Annotated in this window: 16 protein-coding genes and 1 pseudogene (1 of these 17 cut by a window edge); 15 read left to right on the top strand and 2 right to left on the bottom strand. The window is 58.1% G+C overall.

Annotation, left to right across the window (positions count from 1 at the left end; translation table 11 throughout):
* Window positions 1-31: 31 nt before the first annotated feature.
* The 14 genes and pseudogenes from RWV98_RS10990 to RWV98_RS10920 all read left to right on the top strand — a co-directional run bounded on the left by RWV98_RS10990 (window position 32) and on the right by RWV98_RS10920 (window position 14661).
* Window positions 32-1006: a P1 family peptidase gene (locus RWV98_RS10990; protein WP_317860731.1), complete on the top strand. Its 975-nt coding sequence runs from the start codon at window positions 32-34 to the stop codon at window positions 1004-1006.
* Window positions 1007-1116: 110 nt separating this feature from the next.
* Window positions 1117-1818, top strand: a complete 702-nt coding sequence (locus tag RWV98_RS10985) for an MIP family channel protein (protein WP_280961159.1) — start codon at window positions 1117-1119, stop codon at window positions 1816-1818.
* Window positions 1819-2694: 876 nt separating this feature from the next.
* Window positions 2695-3681, top strand: coding sequence for a SpoIVB peptidase (gene spoIVB, locus RWV98_RS10980; RefSeq protein ID WP_317860729.1), 987 nt, complete (start codon window positions 2695-2697; stop codon window positions 3679-3681).
* Window positions 3682-3845: 164 nt separating this feature from the next.
* Window positions 3846-4608: pseudogene (gene spo0A / locus RWV98_RS19450) on the top strand (sporulation transcription factor Spo0A).
* 197 nt (window positions 4609-4805) lie between these two features.
* Window positions 4806-7436, top strand: a complete 2631-nt coding sequence (gene polA / locus RWV98_RS10965; protein ID WP_317860727.1) for a DNA polymerase I — start codon at window positions 4806-4808, stop codon at window positions 7434-7436.
* Window positions 7437-7529: 93 nt separating this feature from the next.
* Window positions 7530-7982, top strand: coding sequence for a low molecular weight protein arginine phosphatase (locus tag RWV98_RS10960; RefSeq protein WP_317860725.1), 453 nt, complete (start codon window positions 7530-7532; stop codon window positions 7980-7982).
* Window positions 7979-8422 carry a ribosomal protein S18-alanine N-acetyltransferase gene (rimI, locus tag RWV98_RS10955; RefSeq protein WP_280961163.1) on the top strand — a complete coding sequence of 148 codons (444 nt, stop codon included), beginning with the start codon at window positions 7979-7981 and terminating at the stop codon, window positions 8420-8422. The genes RWV98_RS10960 and rimI overlap by 4 nt, the downstream gene beginning before the upstream one ends.
* A complete protein-coding gene (locus RWV98_RS10950) occupies window positions 8419-8883 on the top strand; it encodes a GNAT family N-acetyltransferase (RefSeq protein WP_317860723.1) in 465 nt (154 codons plus the stop codon). The genes rimI and RWV98_RS10950 overlap by 4 nt, the downstream gene beginning before the upstream one ends.
* Window positions 8880-9350, top strand: coding sequence for a GNAT family N-acetyltransferase (locus RWV98_RS10945; protein WP_317860722.1), 471 nt, complete (start codon window positions 8880-8882; stop codon window positions 9348-9350). The genes RWV98_RS10950 and RWV98_RS10945 overlap by 4 nt, the downstream gene beginning before the upstream one ends.
* Window positions 9351-9361: 11 nt before the next feature.
* Window positions 9362-9607 (top strand): hypothetical protein, encoded by a 246-nt coding sequence (locus RWV98_RS10940; RefSeq protein WP_317860721.1) that lies wholly within the window; start codon window positions 9362-9364, stop codon window positions 9605-9607.
* Between the two features lie 22 nt (window positions 9608-9629).
* Window positions 9630-10655: a tRNA (adenosine(37)-N6)-threonylcarbamoyltransferase complex transferase subunit TsaD gene (tsaD, locus tag RWV98_RS10935; protein WP_317860719.1), complete on the top strand. Its 1026-nt coding sequence runs from the start codon at window positions 9630-9632 to the stop codon at window positions 10653-10655.
* Between the two features lie 184 nt (window positions 10656-10839).
* Entirely contained in the window at window positions 10840-12762 is a 1923-nt protein-coding gene (locus RWV98_RS10930; RefSeq protein WP_317860717.1) for an aconitate hydratase, read from the top strand.
* A gap of 69 nt (window positions 12763-12831) precedes the next feature.
* Complete coding sequence (locus RWV98_RS10925) at window positions 12832-13989, top strand: isocitrate/isopropylmalate family dehydrogenase (RefSeq protein ID WP_280961169.1); 1158 nt, start codon at window positions 12832-12834, stop codon at window positions 13987-13989.
* Window positions 13990-14019: 30 nt separating this feature from the next.
* Complete coding sequence (locus tag RWV98_RS10920) at window positions 14020-14661, top strand: redox-sensing transcriptional repressor Rex (RefSeq protein WP_280961170.1); 642 nt, start codon at window positions 14020-14022, stop codon at window positions 14659-14661.
* Window positions 14662-14714: 53 nt separating this feature from the next.
* Here the strand turns inward: RWV98_RS10920 and RWV98_RS10915 are convergent, their stop codons facing one another.
* Together RWV98_RS10915 and metA are read right to left on the bottom strand one after the other, a co-directional pair.
* Window positions 14715-15515 (bottom strand): hypothetical protein, encoded by an 801-nt coding sequence (locus RWV98_RS10915; protein ID WP_317860713.1) that lies wholly within the window; start codon window positions 15513-15515, stop codon window positions 14715-14717.
* Window positions 15516-15531: 16 nt separating this feature from the next.
* A complete protein-coding gene (gene metA / locus RWV98_RS10910; protein ID WP_280961172.1) occupies window positions 15532-16446 on the bottom strand; it encodes a homoserine O-acetyltransferase MetA in 915 nt (304 codons plus the stop codon).
* A 130-nt stretch (window positions 16447-16576) separates the two neighbouring features.
* Between metA and RWV98_RS10905 the strand changes: the two genes are divergently transcribed.
* Window positions 16577-19204, top strand: the 5' portion of a protein-coding gene (locus tag RWV98_RS10905; RefSeq protein WP_317860708.1) for a calcium-translocating P-type ATPase, PMCA-type. 12 nt of this gene lie beyond the right edge of the window; 2628 of the gene's 2640 nt are visible here — the first part of the coding sequence; its start codon is at window positions 16577-16579; its stop codon lies off the right edge, out of view.

Raw genomic sequence — 19204 nt, 5'->3', positions numbered from 1 at the left:
CGCGGCCCTTTTCTGGTAGGAGGAATAGAATATGAAGGAAATCGGATTGTTGGAGGTAGGCGGCTTTGCCGCCGGACAGGCGCAGGACGAGGCAGGCGGTACGGGCGTTACCGTATTGCTGTTCGACGCGTGCGCGCCCGCGGGCGTCGATATCCGCGGCGGAGGCCCGGCTTCGCGCGAAACGCCGCTACTCGCACCAACGGCGGATGCAAAGGGAATCCACGCGCTGGTGCTTTCCGGCGGTTCGGCGTTTGCGCTGGACGCCGCCGGCGGCGTGATGCGTTTTCTGGAGGAACGGGGGATTGGCTTTGACGTGGGCGTGACGCATGTGCCGCTGGTGTGCCAATCCTGTTTGTTCGATCTGGCCATTGGCAGCAAGGAAGCGCGGCCGGACGCGGCCATGGCTTACCGCGCCTGTGAGAGCGCGTCGCGCACGGCGTTTGCGGAGGGCTGTGTGGGCGCGGGCACGGGCTGTACGGTGGGCAAATATAAAGGCGTGGCGCGTGCGATGAAAAGCGGCATCGGCGCGTATGCCGTGCAGGTGGGCGGCGTGCGGGTTGGCGCGGTGGTCGCGGTCAACGCGCTGGGCGATATTTTTGATATCGACACGGGCCGTCAGATCGCGGGACTGCGCACGGAGGACGGCAAAGGGCTGGCTTCGACCGAGCAGACGCTTTATGGCGACATCGACCGCGCGCACGATCTGTTTACCGGCAATACGACGATCGGCGCGGTCTTGACAAACGCGGCGTTTGACAAGGCGGCGCTTACCAAGATCGCTTCGATGGCGCACAACGGCTATGCGCGCGCGATTCGCCCCGTGCATACCACGGCGGACGGCGATTCGATCTACGCGGTATCCACCGGACAGGCGGCGGCGGATATCAACGCGGTGGGCACGCTGGCGGCTCATGTAATGGCCAAGGCGATCGCCAGAGCGGTGCGCGCCGCTTGTCCGGCGTATGGATTGCCCGCCGCCAAGGCGTTATCCGCGCATTCTGTGTGAAAAACGACCCGAAACGACCGCTTCCCTTGTTTTTCAAAATGGAATCTCTTATACTTGATAGGTAAAGATTGGGCTTGAAACGCCCAAAAATAAATGAGGGGGATATCCATATGAAAAAACTTATTGCGGAATTTGTGGGTACGGCTGTGCTGGTCATCTTCGGCTGCGGCAGCGCGGTAGCGGCCAACACACTGCTTGGCGCGGGCGCGCCTACCGCCAGCCCGCTGGCGTTCTCCACGCTGCTGATCGCATTTGCCTTCGGTCTGGTGATCGTCGCGATGGCGTACTCGATCGGCAATGTGTCCGGCTGCCACATCAATCCGGCGGTTTCGCTCGGGTTGCTGGTTTCCGGCCGTATGCCGGTCAATGAGTTTATCGGCTATATCATTGCGCAATTCCTCGGCGGTATCGCGGGCGCGGGCGTACTGATCGTTATGCTTGGCTCGAACGCGGCGCTTGGCACCAACGGCTACGGCGCGGCAAGCGCGCTGGGCATCGGCGTCGGTCAGGCGCTGATCGTTGAGATCGTGCTCACCTTCGTGTTTGTTCTGGCCGTGCTGGGCGTTACGAGCAAGGTGGAAAACGGCTCGGTCGCGGGGCTGGTCATCGGCCTGACGCTGACACTTGTCCATATTCTCGGCATTCCGTTTACGGGCACCTCGGTCAATCCGGCGCGCTCCTTTGGGCCCGCGCTGCTTTGCGCGGACGGCTCGCTCGGTCAGGTATGGGTATTCATTCTCGCGCCGCTGGTTGGCGCCGCGCTGGCGGGCCTGTTCTACAAGTTCGTGCTGGCTCCTGAAAAGAGCAGTTAAATCAGGGTAAACCCATGAAAAAAGTCCGCTTCAGGCGGTCAAAACTTGTTTTGACCGCCTGTCGATCGAAACAAAGCCCCATTTCGATCGAAGTGTTCCGGCTTCTGCGCGCGCCTTTTAGGCACACTTGAAGTCGGTTTGTATAAAAACCGAGATACATGCTCCCGGTTTTTATGGATTTTGTTTCTTAAAACAAAATCCTATTTGATGCGCGCTGCGGCGCGAGGGAGTTCTTTAACACGCTGATAATGTCCGCTTCCGGCATGGAAGCGGACTTTTTTTGTATCATCATGATAGTCCGCAAGATCGATAAAATATAAAATTGCTGATTTTTCCAGTACTTTTAACGCGTTTTGTAGTGCGGTATCAGTAAATGGATTTGCGTCAAACAGGCATAGTAAAATGCGAAAAAGTAAAGAATAAGTAAGCGTATACGTTTGTTGTATAGAAAACGCGCGCGGGCGGTTCTGTTAGATGCAGGAAGCAGAAAATACCTGTCCGAACGGAAGGTGACGCCGTGCTGTTTGTAGGCTATATATGCTTAAAATAATGGATTTTTTATAATTTCAGTATCTTAGCGCGAAAAATGTCGAAAAATAATGGTTACGAAAGTATTGCTGATGCGCAGAAAATGTCTTATAATGTAACGCGAGCCTGCAGATGTAACATTCTCAAGAAACGGCGCTTTTTGATAGATGGATTTCTTAAATCGTGCCGGGTCTCTGAGCTTCCGGGTTTTTCCTGTCACAAGGTCTGATCGATTCGCTAAAAACATCACGGGAATAGCAAAGGTTCTCAATGCTGAACCGGCGGATTTCGTGACATAGTAAAAGCGGAGGTGATGAATGAGTGATGACACAGCGGGCGAAACGCGCAGTGATTTCCCTTATCTTAGCAATGACCATGCTGCTGACGGCGCAGGCGGCAGAAGTGACCAGCCTCATTCCGATTGGGCACACGGTGGGCATTAAAATGTCGGCCGAGGGCGTATTGGTAGTGAGGTTAAACGAAGTGCAGACCGCGAACGGAGCCATGTGCCCGGCGCGGGACGCCGGTGTATTGGAAGGCGATTTGATCGTTTCGGTAAACGGAACGGCGATCGATTCCAACGAGACATTGCAAAAGCAGATCGCTCTTTCGGCCGGTCAGCCGGTAACGATTGGCGTGACGCGAGACGGCTCTAGCAAAACAATTTCAGCGACGCCATGCGCTGACGAAAACGGCGTGTACCGTATCGGCGTGCTCGCGCGGGACAGTATGGCGGGCATCGGCACCTTGACCTATGTCGATCCCGAGACCGGCGCGTACGGTTCACTGGGACACGGCATCTGCGAAAGTGAGACCGGCGTGCTGCTTCCCTTAAAAGAAGGCAGCTTGCTCTATTCCACGGTAGGTTCCGTTTTGCGCGGTAAGGTTGGCGAGCCGGGCTCGCTGCAAGGTGAGTTTTCAGCCGACCAGCAGGTCGGTACGGTAACGGAGAATACGGAAAGCGGTATTTTCGGCACACTATCGGACAGCAGCCTATACCAGTCGCTTACGGCGTACCCGGTGGCCGAGGCGAGCGAAGTACAGGTAGGCGATGCGGAGATTATGGCGAATGTGAACGGCGACACAGTGGAAAAGTACGCGGTTCAGGTGGTCAAGGTTTATCCCGTGGACGACGAATACGGACGCGGGATGATGCTGCGCGTGACCGACGAGCGGCTGCTTCGGCAGACGGGCGGCATCGTGCAGGGCATGAGCGGCAGCCCTGTATTGCAAAACGGAAAATTGATCGGCGCAGTGACCCATGTGCTGGTAAATGACCCGACTTGCGGCTATGCGATCAGTATCGGCAAAATGATAGAGGAAATGACAAACTGATAAAAGAAAAGCGGTTTTTTGTATTTCCGTGTCGATAAATGTCTGATTATCCCGACAAGTAAAAACGCTTTTTCCGACAAAAGACTTGCAAGAGCTGGGAAGATATGGTAAATTAATGGCAGGTTAGAAAGAGAAACAATAATTTTTGAAAAGGTTGGTTTGACATCATGGAACAGAAAATTCGGGTATTGCTTGCTGACAGCGATAATGATTTTTGCGCACATTTGGCAGAAACTTTTGCCAAAACAGAGGATATTGAACTCGCGGGAATCGCGGAGGATGGACAAAAGGCCGTAGCTGCAGTGATGGAAACAAAGCCTGATCTGCTCCTCATCGATCTGGTGCTGCCGATGCTGGACGGCATCATGGTTTTGGATCGCCTGCGCGAGCAAAAGCTCAGCGTGCCTACGATCGTCCTTTTCCGCCTTTGCCAGCCCGCAAGCGGGCGCGGAGTGCACTTCGCTCGGCGTCGAACTGTTTCTGCGCAAGCCGATGGACACCGAGGCGATCGCGCAGCGCATCCGCATGTGGCGTGACGGCAAGAAACATGAGTCCGCGGCCGGCGAAGAACTTGCCCTTGAGGTCCGCGTGACCGAAGTGATCCATCAGGTCGGCGTACCGGCGCACATCAAGGGCTATCAATATCTGCGCGAAGCGATCATGATGGCGGTAGACGATATGGAAGCGGTCGGTGCGATCACGAAGATATTATACCCCTCGATCGCGAAAAAGTTCAAAACCACTTCGTCCCGTGTCGAACGCGCCATCCGTCATGCGATCGAGGTCGCATGGGATCGCGGCGATATCGAAACGCTTCAGAACTATTTCGGCTACACGGTATCCGGTGTAAAGGGCAAGCCGACAAATTCCGAATTTATCTCTATGATCGCCGACCGCCTGCGCCTGCAAATGCGGTTCGGCTCATAAATCCAATCAAAAGCGCTGAGCACTGCATTGTTTTGAGCCGACGGAATTTTTCCGCCGGCTCAATTTTTCATACCGCATAAACGTGCGGAACAGAAAGCCGAAACAGGCCGCCAGCCTTTTTTTGTCTGGAAAAAACAAAGGGAAACGTGTATACTATAGATTAAGAAAATTTTGCTGAAATTATGAGGGACGCACGCATGAAGATAATGGTGATCGACGGCAACAGCATACTCAACCGCGCTTTTTACGGCATTCGCCAGCTTTCCAACCACGAAGGCTTGCCGACAAATGGCATTTACGGTTTTTTATCCACGCTGTTTAAACTGCAGGAGGATGAAAAGCCCGACCGTACGGTAGTCTGTTTTGACGTGCGCGAAAAAACCTTCCGCCATAAAAAATTTGAATCCTATAAGGCGACGCGCAAGGGCATGCCGGACGAGCTTGCCGCTCAGCTGCCGGTGCTCAAAGAAGTGCTGGACGCCATGGGTCTGACGCGCGCCGAGCAGCCCGGCTTTGAGGCGGACGACCTGATCGGTACGATCAGCCGCCTGGCGGATGAAAACGGCGACGACTGCGTGATCGTGACCGGCGATAAGGACAGCTTGCAACTGGTCGGCGGCGGCACGGTCGTCAGTCTGGTATCCACCCGCATGGGGCAGACGACTTACGAACGCTATGATACGGCTAAATTCCATGAAAAATACGGTTTTGATCCCATCCGCCTGATCGATTTGAAGGCGCTGATGGGCGATTCGTCTGATAACATTTCCGGCGTGCCGGGCGTGGGTGAAAAAACGGCGATGCAGCTAATGCACGATTTTGGCTCATTGGAGGAGATCTATGCGCATCTGGATGATCCGGGGATCAAAAAGAGCGTGAAGACCAAGCTCGAGGCGGGCGAGCAGGCCGCGAAGGACAGCTATTGGCTGGCGACCATCGACCGTCAGGCGCCGCTTTCCCTTGATGTTAAGAACCTGCCCGAGGAATTCATGGATGAAGAGGCGCTGTATGGACTGCTGACGCGGCTGGAATTTAAAAACTTTATCGCTCGGCTGGGGCTTTCGGGCGAAACCGCAAAATTCGGACTGCCCGAGGTCGCCGCGGAAGAGCTGACCCGCGCGAGCGAGGCCTTTGCGCTATGCGACGCGCTTGGCGCGGAAGAGGACCCTGTGTTCGCGGTGATCGCGGGAAGCCTCAGTTCGTTCTGCCTGCTCGCGGGGGATACCGCGCACGTGCTGTTCGAGCAGCAATTTGAGCCTGAGGACTGGGACGCGTTGACGGACCGGCTGTTCGACGGCTCGATCTCGCTGGTGCTGCACGATGCGAAGCCGGTATGCCATGCGCTGATGCGCATGGGCAAGGAACCCAAGGGCATTGCATTCGACACCTGCCTTGCCGCCTATCTGCTCGATCCGACGCAGGGAAGCTACGACCTGCCGCGCGTGGCGCTGGCTTACTGCAATACCGAGCTGCCCGAGATCGACTGGGAAGCGGGCCCCTCGCTGCTCGGCGATACCGAAGAGGCGCTTCGCTCAATGGCGGCGCACGCGAACGCCGTGCGCGCGATCTATCAGGAGGCCGAAGCCAAGCTGGAAGAGTGGGGCATGCATGCGCTTTACTTCGATATCGAGCTGCCGCTGATGCATGTGCTGGCGGAGATGGAGGCGCTCGGCTGCGCGGTCGCGCCCGATCAGCTGCGAACGTTTGGACAAACGCTCGATAAGCGCATCTCGGAGCTGGTCGACGAGATCTACAAGGATGCGGGCGGCGAATTTAACATCAATTCCCCGCGCCAGTTGGGCGAAATTCTGTTTGAGCGTCTGGGCTTGCCCGCGCAGAAAAAGACCAAGACAGGCTATTCCACGAACGTGGAGGTACTGGAAGGGCTGGCGGAACAGCATCCGATCGTGGGCCGCATTTTGGAGTACCGGCAGCTTTCCAAGCTCAAGAGCACCTATGTGGACGGACTGCTCAAGGTAATCAGCCCGGAGGATGGCCGTATTCATTCGCATTTTCAGCAGACGGTAACGGCGACCGGCCGCCTTTCTTCGACCGACCCCAATTTGCAGAATATCCCCGTGCGCACCGAGCTGGGACGGGAATTGCGGCGCATGTTCGTCGCGGGCGACCGGGAGCATGTGCTGATTGACGCGGATTACTCGCAGATCGAGCTGCGAGTTTTGGCGCATATCTCGCAGGACGAAGTCATGACCGAGGCGTTTTTGCATGGACAGGATATTCACACCGCGACCGCGAGCAAGGTGTACCATGTGCCGATCGAGGATGTGACCCCCCAGATGCGTTCCTCCTGTAAGGCGGTTAATTTCGGCATTGTTTACGGTATTTCTGATTTTTCGCTGGCGCAGGATATCGGCGTTTCCCGCAAGCAGGCGGGCGAATTTATCCGCTCGTATCTTGCCACATATCCGGGCGTTGCAAAATATATGGAGGAGATCAAGGAGAGCGCACGCGAGAAGGGCTATGTCGAGACCCTGTTTGGCCGCCGCCGCGCGCTGCCCGAACTGAAAAGCAAAAACTTCAATATCCGCTCGTTCGGCGAGCGTGTGGCGATGAACACGCCCATACAGGGCACGGCGGCGGACATCATCAAGATCGCCATGGTGCGCGTACACGACCGGCTGCTGCGCGAGGGGCTGAAAAGCCGCTTGATTTTGCAGGTGCACGATGAGCTGATCCTTGAAGCGCCGGTGGAGGAGCGGGACACCGCGATGCGTCTGCTGCGCGAGGAGATGGAAGGCGCGTTTCAAATGACGGCGCCGCTTGTGGCCGAAGCCAAGGCGGGGTTTAGCTGGTACGACGCAAAATAGTTTCGATTGGAACTTCGCTGTTATTCTCCATGAAATGCGCGCTGCGGCGTGGGGGGAAAACATGCGGATGACATGCAGTGGGAGATACAAAGGATGGACGAGATACTATTTATTTGCACGGGCAATACTTGCCGCAGTCCGATGGCGGAGGGGCTGTTCCGTGCGCGCGGCGGGGAGAAGAAGACGGGGCTGCGCGCCGCGTCCGCGGGCCTGTTTACACAGGATGGGCTGCCCGCATCGGGCAACGCGGTAAAAGCGGCGGCCGAGCGGGGGGCGGATATCGCCGCGCACCGGTCGCGCAGGCTGACCCCGCAGCTCGCGCAGGGAGCGCGCTATCTGGTGTGCATGACGGGCGCGCATTATGATTCGCTTTGCGCGCTTCTGCCGGATCAGGCGGCTAAGATTTTTACGCTGCTGCCCGAGGATGTCTCCGATCCGTTTGGCGGCGATCTGGAGACCTACCGCCGCGCGGCGGCTGAGATCGACCGGGGCGTGCAGGCGGTCATTACCCAGCTGGGTGGGCCGGACGGAGAACTGGGCAAATGAACATCGTATCGATGGAGGAACGGCACCTGCCCGCGCTCGCGGCGATCGAGCGGGCGTGCTTTCACGCGCCGTGGAGCGAGAATGCGCTGCGCGAGGAGCTGGGTTCCGGTATATTTTTGGTGGCGGAGATGAACGGTGCTGCCGTCGGCTATGTCGGCTGCCAAACCGTCATGGATGAAGGGTATATCACCAACGTTGCGACCCTGCCCGAATACCGCCGGAAGGGCGTTGGCTGGGCGCTGGTCGGCGCGCTGCTTTCACGCGCGTGGGCGGCGGGGCTATCGTTTGTCACGCTGGAGGTGCGCGCTTCCAACGCGCCCGCCATCGCCCTTTACGAGGGCTTGGGCTTTGCGCGCGTCGGCGTGCGGCGCGGCTTTTACAATGCCCCCAAAGAGGACGCGGTGCTGATGACGCGGTACAAAAAGGAGAAAGCGGAATGAATATAAAATTCGTGGATGTGGACGACGCCGATCTGGTCGCGCTGGTTGCTGAGCTGGACGTGTTCTTCCGCGCGGGCTGGGGCGAAACAGCTGACCGTTACAAGCAATACCATGTGCTGTCCGGCATGGCCTGCGCCGTGGTCGCATACATAGATGGAAAACCGGCGGGCTGCGGCTGCTGGCGCGCGTACGACGCGGTCACGGCGGAAATAAAGCGCATGTATGTCAGACCCGCGTACCGGCGGCAGGGGGTGGCGTGCGCGGTGATGGAGGCTGTGGAGCGGCACGCCGCGAAGAGCGGCTGCCACCGCGCCGTGCTGGAAACCGGCGCGGATATGCCGGAAGCCCTCGCGTTTTATAAAAAGAACGGATATCGGGTCGTGCCGAACTACGGCGATTTCATCGGCGATGAGATTTGTGTTTGCATGGAAAAGCCGATTTCCGACGGAACGATGCGATGAGCGCCCTGCAATGCCGATTTGTGGAGCGCACGGACGAGGGGCTGACCTTGCTGTCTCAGGCGCTGGACGACTTTTATTTTGACCGATTCGGCGACGCTTATCTGGATTACCGCACGCATAACAGCCTGAACGAACTCGCCGGCGCTGCCATGCTGTACGATGCGGAAACGCCCTGCGGCTGCTGCGGTTGGAAGCCGCTGGATGAGACGACCGCCGAACTCAAGCGCGTGTATGTGCGCCCTGCCTACCGGAAGCAGGGCGCGGCGCGGCAACTGGTCGAAGCGATCGAAACGCAGGTGCGGCAGCTGGGCTATACGCGCACGGTGCTGGAAACCGCGCGGGAAACGCCGGAAGCCGTGGCGTTTTACGAACGGATTGGCTACCGGACGCTGCCGGAGGGCTTCGGCCCTTATGTGGGCGATAGCAACTGTGTGTGCTTGGAAAAGACGCTTTGCGCGGCGGAGTGAGGAGAATAACCATGATCACAGTGTTCAACCGGCAGGAGATATTGCTCACGCGTGAGCAAACGGAGTATGATGACGCGCGGGAAAAGCTGCGTGGCGCGGGGATCGATTACCAAGCCAGATGCCGCGATATACTGCGCGGCCGAGGAGGCTGCTCCGGCAGAAGCGTGATCGGCCTAAAGCAGGATTACCTGTATGAATTTGTGATCTATGTCCGCCGCGAGGATGCCGAGCGGGCCAGATACGTGATACAGAGATAAAACGAAACGATCGGGTGGAACCATGAGAATTTTAAGCATTGAATCCTCCTGCGATGAAACGGCGGCCGCCGTGATCGAGGATGGACGAACCATTTTGTCCAGCGTAGTGGATACGCAGATCGAAACGCACGCGCTGTACGGCGGCGTTGTGCCCGAGATCGCCTCGCGGCGGCATACCGAGGCCGTGGTGCGCGTGACTGAGGAAGCGCTGCAGCGGGCCGGCATGACAAAGAACGAGGTGGACGCCGTCGCGGCGACCTGCGCGCCCGGCTTGATCGGAGCGCTGCTGGTGGGTGCGAATTTTGGCAAATCGCTCGCGTTCGCGCTGCAAAAGCCCTTTGTGCCGGTGCACCATATCCGCGGCCACATCGCGGCGGTGTATTTGGCGTACCCGGAGCTGAAGCCGCCGTTTTTGACACTGATCGCATCGGGCGGGCACAGCCAGATCGTGATGGTGCGGGACTACACAACGTTTGAGATCTTAGGCGGCACGCGTGACGACGCGGCGGGGGAAGCGTTTGACAAGGTGGCGCGCGTGTTGGGCGTGGGCTACCCCGGCGGGCCGAAGATCGATGAGCTGGCCCAAACGGGCGATCCGACGAAATATAAGCTGCCGCATTCCCAGATCAAGGACGCGCCGCTGGACTTTTCCTTTTCCGGGCTAAAAACCGCCGTGATCAATTTGGCGCATAACGCGGAGCAAAAAGGGGAGGCGCTCGACCGGGAGGCCCTCGCCGCGAGCTTTTGCCGCGCCGTGGTCGATACGCTGGTGCCGCGGTTGGAACTGGCGGTAAAGCAGTCGGGCGGTAAAAACATCGTTTGCGCGGGCGGTGTGGCGGCCAATTCCTTCCTGCGCGCGGCGCTGACCGATTTGGCCGCGCGGCTGGGTTTGGCGCTTTATTTGCCGCCGCTTTCTCTTTGCGGGGACAACGCCGCCATGATCGGCAGTCAGGCATACTATGAGTTTCTTGCAGGAAATACGGGCACGACCCTGCAAAATGCTTTCGCTACTGCGGAAATCGGTGAAAATGTTTGTATAAAACGATAGGCAAAAAGCCCTTTTCAAAGGGGCGTTTTTGCGGTAGAATAGAAGTGGTTTCTGTCAACAGAAACCACTTCTATTTTTTTATGGGCACGGCGGGCTAGCCTGCCGTGGAGAAGGCTGTGGAAGCCGCAACCGTTCCCGCTTGCATGCGCGGCGGGAAAAAGTTTAGAGGAGCGAACTGAGTTTTATGGGTATGACAATCGCGCAAAAAATCCTGAAGGCGCATCTAGTGGATGGCGAAATGGCGGTAGGGCAGGAGATCGGCCTGCGGATCGACCAAACGCTGACGCAGGACGCCACGGGCACCATGGCTTACTTACAGTTTGAAGCAATGGGTGTGGATCAGGTAAAGACCGAGCGGTCGGTCGCGTATATCGACCACAATACCTTGCAGTCCGGCTTTGAAAACGCGGACGACCACAAGTATATCGGATCGGTCGCGAAAAAGCACGGTATTTACTATTCCAAGGCAGGTAACGGCATCTGCCATCAGGTCCATCTGGAGCGCTTCGGCGCGCCGGGCAAAACGCTGATCGGCTCGGACAGCCACACGCCGACGGGCGGCGGCATCGGCATGCTCGCGTTCGGCGCGGGCGGTCTGGACGTGGCGGTCGCCATGGGCGGCGGCGCCTATTACATTCCAATGCCGAAAATGGTCAAGGTGTACTTAAACGGTAAGCTGCGCCCGTGGGTATCCGCGAAGGATATCATCCTCGACGTGCTGCGTCAGATGACCGTCAAGGGCGGCGTCGGCAAAATTATCGAATACGTGGGCGACGGCGTAAAGACGCTGTCCGTGCCCGAGCGCGCGACCATTACCAACATGGGCGCGGAGCTTGGCGCGACGACTTCTGTTTTCCCTTCCGACGAGGAAACCCGGCGCTTTCTGGAAGCGCAGGGACGGGGCGACGTATGGGTGCCGCTAAGCTCGGACCCGGACGCCGAGTATGATGAAGAATACACGGTGGACCTGTCCATGCTGGAGCCGCAGGCGGCAAAGCCGCACATGCCGGACAATGTGCAGAAGGTCACGGAGATCGGGCCGATCAAGGTTAACCAGTGCTGCATCGGCTCGTGCACCAATTCTTCCTATTACGATATGATGAAGGTCGCCGCCATTTTGAAGGGCAAGACCGTTCATCCGGACGTGAGCCTGACGATCTCGCCCGGCTCCAAGCAGGTTTTTGATATGCTGGCGAAAAACGGCGCGCTTTCCGATATTATTTCAGCCGGTGCGCGCATTCTTGAATGCGCCTGCGGTCCCTGCATCGGTATGGGCCAGTCGCCCGAGTCGGGCGGCGTCAGCCTGCGCACCTTCAACCGCAATTTTGAAGGCCGTTCCGGCACGCAGGACGCGCAGATCTATCTGGTTTCGCCCGAGGTCGCGGCTGCTTCCGCCCTGACCGGCGTGCTGACCGATCCGCGCACGCTGGGCGAAATGCCTGCAATAGAGATGCCGGAGCATTTCGACGTCAACGATAACCTCATCGTGAAGCCCGCCGAAGATCCGTCCGCCGTCGAAGTCGTGCGCGGCCCCAACATCAAGCCCTTCCCGCTGGGTCAGGCGCTGGAAGCCTCGTACACCGGCAAGATCGTTTTGAAAACCGAGGATAATATCACGACCGACCACATTCTGCCGGCGGGCGCCAAGCTTTTGCCGTACCGCTCGAATGTGCCGTACTATTCCAGCTATTGCTTTATCAATGTCGATCCCGAATTCCCGCAGCGCTGCAAGGCGCAGGGCGGCGGTATCATTGTGGGCGGCGCGAATTACGGGCAGGGCTCCTCGCGCGAGCACGCGGCGCTGGTGCCGCTCTATCTGGGGGTTAAGGCCGTGCTGTGCAAGTCCTTCGCGCGCATTCACAAGGCAAATCTGGTCAACTCCGGCATTTTGCCGCTGACCTTTGCGGACCCTGCCGATTACGATGCCGTAAGTCTTGCGGACGAGATCACGCTGCCCCATGTGCGTGAGGAGATCGAAAGCGGCGCGCAGGTAACGGTACAGTGCGGCGGCCGCACCTTTAAGGCCGACTGCGAGGTATCGGACCGTCAGCGCGGCGCGCTGCTCGCGGGCGGCACGCTCAATTTTGCCAAGCAGCAAAATGCGTAAAACCTGAAAACTTGACAGATCACTGAAAACTTGTTAAAATAATATCAATTTAGTGGAAGGATACAGACCATGTCTATTGACCAGTCCATCATCAAAAAATTTGAAGCAGTCGTCGAAAGCCAGCTGAGGCGCATCGAAGAAATGAAGGCGCAGGACGACTTTATCGATTACCAGAAGCTAGACAAACTTATCATCGGCGTTTGCGGGGGCGACGGCATCGGCCCCATGATCACCGCGATGTCCCAGCACGCGCTTGAGGTGCTGCTGGCGGACAAGGTAAAGGCCGGCAAGATTGAATTCCGCGTGATCGACGGCCTGACCATTGAGCGCCGCGCCGAGCTTGGCTGCGCGATCCCGCCGGATACGCTGGAAGAACTCAAGAAGTGCCACGTCATCCTCAAGGGGCCGACCACCACGCCGCGCAAGGGCGATCCGTGGCCCAATGTGGAATCCGCGAACGTTGCCATGCGCAAGGCGCTGGACCTTTTTGCGAATGTGCGTCCGGTCAAGGTGCCCGAGCTGGGCATCGATTGGACCTTCTACCGCGAAAACACCGAGGGCGGCTACGCCGTCGGCTCGCAGGGCGTTCAAATCGCGGACGACCTGTTTCTGGATTTTACCGTTGCGACCGCGCAAGGCTGTGAGCGCATCGCGCGTTTGGCCTTTGACTATGCGGCAAAGACCGGCAAAAACCGCGTTTCCTGCGTGACCAAGGCGAATATTATCAAAACCACGGATGGCAAATTCCTTGATACCTGCCAGCGTGTGGCGCAGGAATATCCGCAGGTCGTGTTCGATGATTGGTATATCGACATCATGACCGCGAAGCTGCTGGATGAAAAGCGCCGCCGCGACTTTAAGGTCGTTGTGCTGCCCAACCTCTACGGCGATATCATCACCGACGAGGCTGCCGAAATCCAAGGCGGCGTGGGCACGGCGGGTTCTGCCAATATCGGCAAGCGCTACGCCATGTTCGAGGCCATTCACGGTTCCGCGCCCCGCATGGTGCAGGAAGGCCGCGCGCAGTACGCCGATCCGTCGTCCGTTTTGCGCGCCTCCGTCATGCTGCTGGAGCATATTGGAGAAGTGGAACTGGCGAAAAAGCTTGAGCGCGCGCTCGACATCTGCATTTTTGAAGAGAAGAAATACGTGGTCACCGGCCGTGATACCGGCTGCACCGCGCAGGAATTCACCGATTACGTGCTGGAGACTGTGTCTGCCCTGTAATCGTGTGGCCGGGAGAGAGGATGAGTGCCTGTGGAACGCAAGCAAGAAGTATCAAAAGCAGTGATCCGGCGCTTGCCTCGTTATTATCGCAACATCAGCGAGCTCAAGGGCGAAGGCGTACAGCGCATTTCCTCCCGCGCGCTCGCCGAGCGTATGGGGTTGACCGCATCGCAGATCCGGCAGGACTTTAACTGCTTCGGCGGTTTTGGCCAGCAAGGCTACGGCTACAATGTCGATAAGCTGTTGGAGGAGTTGGGCGCGATTCTCGGCCTGCAGGATCAGCGCACCGCTATTCTAATCGGCGCGGGCAATCTGGGCCGCGCGCTGCTCAATAACTTCGATTTTGCCGCGAGCGGTTTTCGCCTGCTCTGTGCGTTTGACGCCGATCCGGAGCTGGTCGGCCGTAAGTTCGGCGGCCATGAGGTACGCGACGCATCGGGCTTGTTCGACTATGTCGCCCGGCGGGGGCCCGATGTTGCCGTGCTGACGATTCCGCGCGGACGCTCGCCCGAATTGGCGCGCGATCTGGTCGATCACGGGATCAGCGGCCTGTGGAACTTCACGGGAGAAGATTTGCATCTGGAAGGTCTGGGCATTCCGGTGGAAAACGTGCACCTGTCCGACAGTCTGATGACGCTTTGTCATTTGATCGGTCAGGAAAAACAAGAATAACAAAACGCCAACCTTATCGGTGCAGTTCATGCCCGATAAGGTTGGCGTTTTTCTTATAAAAGGAGAAACTCGACCGCGCTGCGCTGTTCGCCGATCTGTCCGTCGAGGAAGATCTCCCACGTATCCGCGCCAGCCGAACGGTATTCGGAGGACGAACCGATTGTGCGCCATGGAAAATAATAAGCCGCCAGCCGGTTGCCGAGCATTCGCTGTATAAATAAGCCGTTTTGCATGCAGCAGGATAGCACGGCGGCGTCCTCGCTCGCTTTTTTGCGGCGGAAAAACGCCGGGCGAAGATAGCGCCAATGGCATTCACGGATTTCGGGTCCAAGCCGGTAAGCGTCCAAGGCGAACTGATAAAGCGCATAGTGCTCGTTCGCCAGCGCGCTGGGGCGCGGGTGGGCCTCGGCGGCTTGCCGGCAATCAAAATCCATTGGCAGCCCAAGCAGCGTGTGTAGCGCGGGTAGAAAAAGATCAAGCGTGGTTCGGTTGAAAGCCGCCGAAGAGCAGTGGATCGCGCCGCCGTCCGACCAGTAAAGGTCAAGGCGGCTATAGAGCAGCTCGGTGATCAGCGCGGCGTAACGAAGCTGATCCCGCCGGATGCAGACCGGTGTGATCCCTGTATCGCCTTCGCGGCAGAGCAGCAGAATCTCGCCGTCGCGAACCGCCAGCATATATTCGACGCTCTTCTTTTGGTAGGGCAGCGCGGGCACGAACAGGAGATGTTCCAGTGACAATCCCTGCTTCAGCCAGAACTCTAAATGCGGGCGGTAGAGGGGCTGGATCTCGCCCTCGTCCCAAATGCGTACCGGCCAATCCCGCAGCGTCGGCGCGCCGTCGATCTTTTCTATCATAGCAGTATCCTTTGTCTTAGATCTTTTCAAGCACGTACGGCGTCGTCTGGTAAACGTAGTAATTGAGCCAGTTGGTGTAGAATAGGTATGCGGTGGATTTCCATGTGACCAGAATTTCGTTCGTGGGGTCGTCGTTGCGGAAATAGTGGCGCGGCACCTGCGGGGTCATGCCTTTGGCGAGGTCGCGCTCGTATTCCAGCTTTAAGGTGTCCGAATCGTATTCGGAATGACCAAGCACATAGATCTGCCGGCCGTTCATGGCTTCGACGATGTAAACGCCGGCCTCGTTCGATTCAGCCAGCAGGCGCAGCCGGTCGTCCGCGCGGATATCCTCTGCCCGAATCTCGGTGTGCCGGGAGTGCGGCGCCCAAAAGACATTGTCGAACCCGCGCATGAGCGGTTCCTTGGGGTAAAGCACATGGTGCTGGAACACGCCGGACATCTTTTGCGGCAGCGGATATTTGGGCACGCCGTAATGGTGGTATAGGCCCGCCTGCGCGCCCCAGCAAATGTGCAGGGTGGAATGCACGTGCGATTTGGACCAGTCCATGATCTCGCACAGCTCATCCCAGTAATCGACCTCTTCAAACGCCATGTTTTCAATCGGCGCGCCGGTGATGATAAAGCCGTCGTACTTTAAATGACGGATGTCGTCAAAGGTTTTATAAAAGGTAAGTAAATGATCCTCCGGCGTGTTTTTGGACTGATAGGACTTGGTTTGGATCAGATCGACCTCGATCTGGAGCGGGGTGTTGGACAGGCAGCGCAAGATCTGCGTTTCCGTCACGATCTTCAGCGGCATCAGGTTGAGCAGTGCGATGCGCAGCGGCCGGATATCCTGCGTCATGGCGCGGTGTTCGGTCATGACAAAAATATTTTCGCTTTCTAAAATGGCGCGCGCCGGCAGGCTGTCGGCTATTTTGATCGGCAAGCGGAGTCCCTCCTTTGCAAATGCGGTATTATCTACCTGTGATTATAGCAGAATGTGAACCTGTTCACAAGTATCACGGTCATAAATCCGGCCGCCCCTTCATAGGTTTGTCCTATGAGGAGGGACGTTTATGGACATGGACGGGGCCAGAGGCCTGAGCAGCGCGGAAGTGGAAAAATCGCGGCAGAAGCACGGCGCAAACGAACTGACACAGGGAGAAAGGCAGAGCTTTCTTCGGCAGTTTTTAGCGAGCTTCGGCGATCCGATCATAAAGATCCTGCTCGCCGCGCTGGCGATCAACGTAATTCTATTGTTTCGGGAGGCAAATTGGTTTGAATCGGTCGGCATTGCGCTGGCGATCTTTTTGGCGACTTTTGTATCAACGCTTTCGGAATACGGCAGCGAGTCGGCTTTTTTAAAGCTGCAAGAGGAGGCCGCCGCCGCGCGGTGCCGGGTACGGCGCAGCGGGTTGGTGACCGAAATACCGATCGGCGAGCTGGTGGTGGGCGATATCGTGCTGCTGCAAGCGGGGGAAGGGATTCCCGCGGATGGTAGGCTGGTTTCGGGCTGGCTTTCGGTCGATCAGTCGGCGCTCAACGGCGAAAGCGCCGAGCAGCGCAAAACGCCCGGCGGCGCGGAAAAGGATTTTCTGTCGCCCAGCGGCTTGTTTCGCGGCGCGATCGTCTGCGCGGGCGACGGCGTGATGTGTGTGACCAGCGTGGGCGACAGCACATTCTATGGCAGCATGGCGCGCGAAATGCAGGAGAGCACGCGGGAAAGCCCGCTCAAGGTCCGTTTGGAAAAGCTGGCCGGGGTGCTCAGCAAGATCGGCCTTGCGGCCGGGTTGTTTGTCGCGGGCGCCGACCTATTTAACTCTTTCTTTCTAAGCTGCGATATGGACCCGGCGCTGATTGCCATGCAGTTTCAAAATCCGGGCGCGGTGATCGGCCATGTGCTGCACGCGGCGACACTGGCGATCACGGTCGTCGTGGTGGCTGTGCCCGAAGGCTTGCCGATGATGATCACGGTCGTGCTATCCTCTAATATGAAGCGCATGCTGCGCGACCATGTGCTGGTGCGCAAGCTGGTCGGTATTGAAACGTCGGGCAGCCTGAATATCTTGTTTACCGACAAAACGGGCACGCTGACGCGCGGCAAGCTCAAGGTGTCCGGCTTTGTCTGCGGCAACGGGCAGCGGTTTGAAAATCTGGCGCAGATGAAGCGCCACCGCGCGCTGTGGGAGCAGTTTGCGCTTTGCTGCTACTATAATAACGCCGCCGCGCTTTCCGGGAAACGGGCGCTCGGCGGCAACGCGACCGATCGGGCGCTGCTCGAGGCGGTTGCGCCGGTACCCGCGCAAATCGAGGGCCGTCTTAAGACGGTCGGCGTACCGTTTGATTCGACGCGAAAATTTTCATCGGTACGGCTGGGCGGCGCGGGCGCGGTGACGCTGGTCAAGGGGGCGCCGGAAAAATTGCTGCCCGCGTGCGTATCTTATTTAGATGAGCAGGGGGCGAGACACACCCTTGCCTCCAAGGCCGCGTTGGAAGCGGAGTGGCGCGGCATGACGAATAAGGCCATGCGCGTGTTGGCGCTCGCCGTGGCCGATCATCCGGTAAACGGTGAAAGCGATCTGCGCGGGCTGACGCTGATCGGCCTTGTCGGAATCCGGGACGAGCTGCGGCGCGAAGCGCCGGCCGCGATCCGCGAGGCGCAGCAGGCAGGCATTCAGATCGTTATGATCACAGGCGACAACCGCGAGACCGCCGCGGCCATTGCGGCGGACGCCGGACTGCTCGACCGGACGGATAGCCTGATCGTGACCAGCGCGGAGTTGCAGCGCATGAGCGATGACGAATTGACGCGCCGGTTGCCGTCGCTGCGCGTTGTCGCGCGCGCGTTGCCGACGGATAAAAGCAGACTGGTGCGCGTGGCGCAGCAATGCGGGTTGGTAGCCGGTATGACAGGCGACGGTATCAACGACGCGCCGGCGCTCAAGAAAGCCGATGTCGGTTTTGCCATGGGCAGCGGCACCGAGGTGGCGAAGGAAGCGGGCGATATTGTTGTGATGGACGACAACTTCGCGTCGATCACGCGCGCCGTGCTTTATGGAAGAACGATCTTTAAAAGCATTCGCAAGTTCGTCATCTTCCAGCTTACCATGAATCTGTGCGCGGTCGGCGTTTCAATCGTGGGGCCGTTTCTGCAAATCGATACCCCGGTCACCGTGGTGCAGATGCTTTGGATCAATATCATCATGGATACATTGGCCGGTCTGGCGTTCGCGGGCGAACCGCCTTTGCCGGAATATATGAAGGAGAAACCAAAAAAGAGAGACGAGCCGGTGCTCAATCCTTATATGCTGCATCAGATACTATGGATGGGCATCTACACCATCGCGCTTTGCTTGGCGTTTTTGAAGCTGCCGGTCTTTCAGGATCTGTACCGCCAATCCGCCGGACCGATCTATTTGCAAACCGGTTTCTTTACGCTGTTCATCCTATGCGGCGTATGCAACAGCTTCAATACAAGAACGTATCGCTTGAACCTGATGGCCAACCTGCAAAGAAACACCCTGTTCACCGTCATCATGGGCGCGGTCGTGCTGATACAGGTCGGTCTAGTCTATTGGGGCGGTACGCTGTTCCGCACCGCGCCGCTGACAATGGGGGAGCTGGCGCTTGTCGCACTGCTGTCGCTGACCGTGGTGCCGGTGGACTTGATACGAAAGGCCGCGCTGCGCGCCAAAGGGATGCGG

It is taken from the genome of Agathobaculum sp. NTUH-O15-33, assembly GCF_033193315.1.
Lineage (GTDB): Bacteria > Bacillota > Clostridia > Oscillospirales > Butyricicoccaceae > Agathobaculum > Agathobaculum faecihominis_A.
Note: the sequence above shows the minus strand (reverse complement) of the source record. Positions and strands in the feature narration are given on the sequence as shown.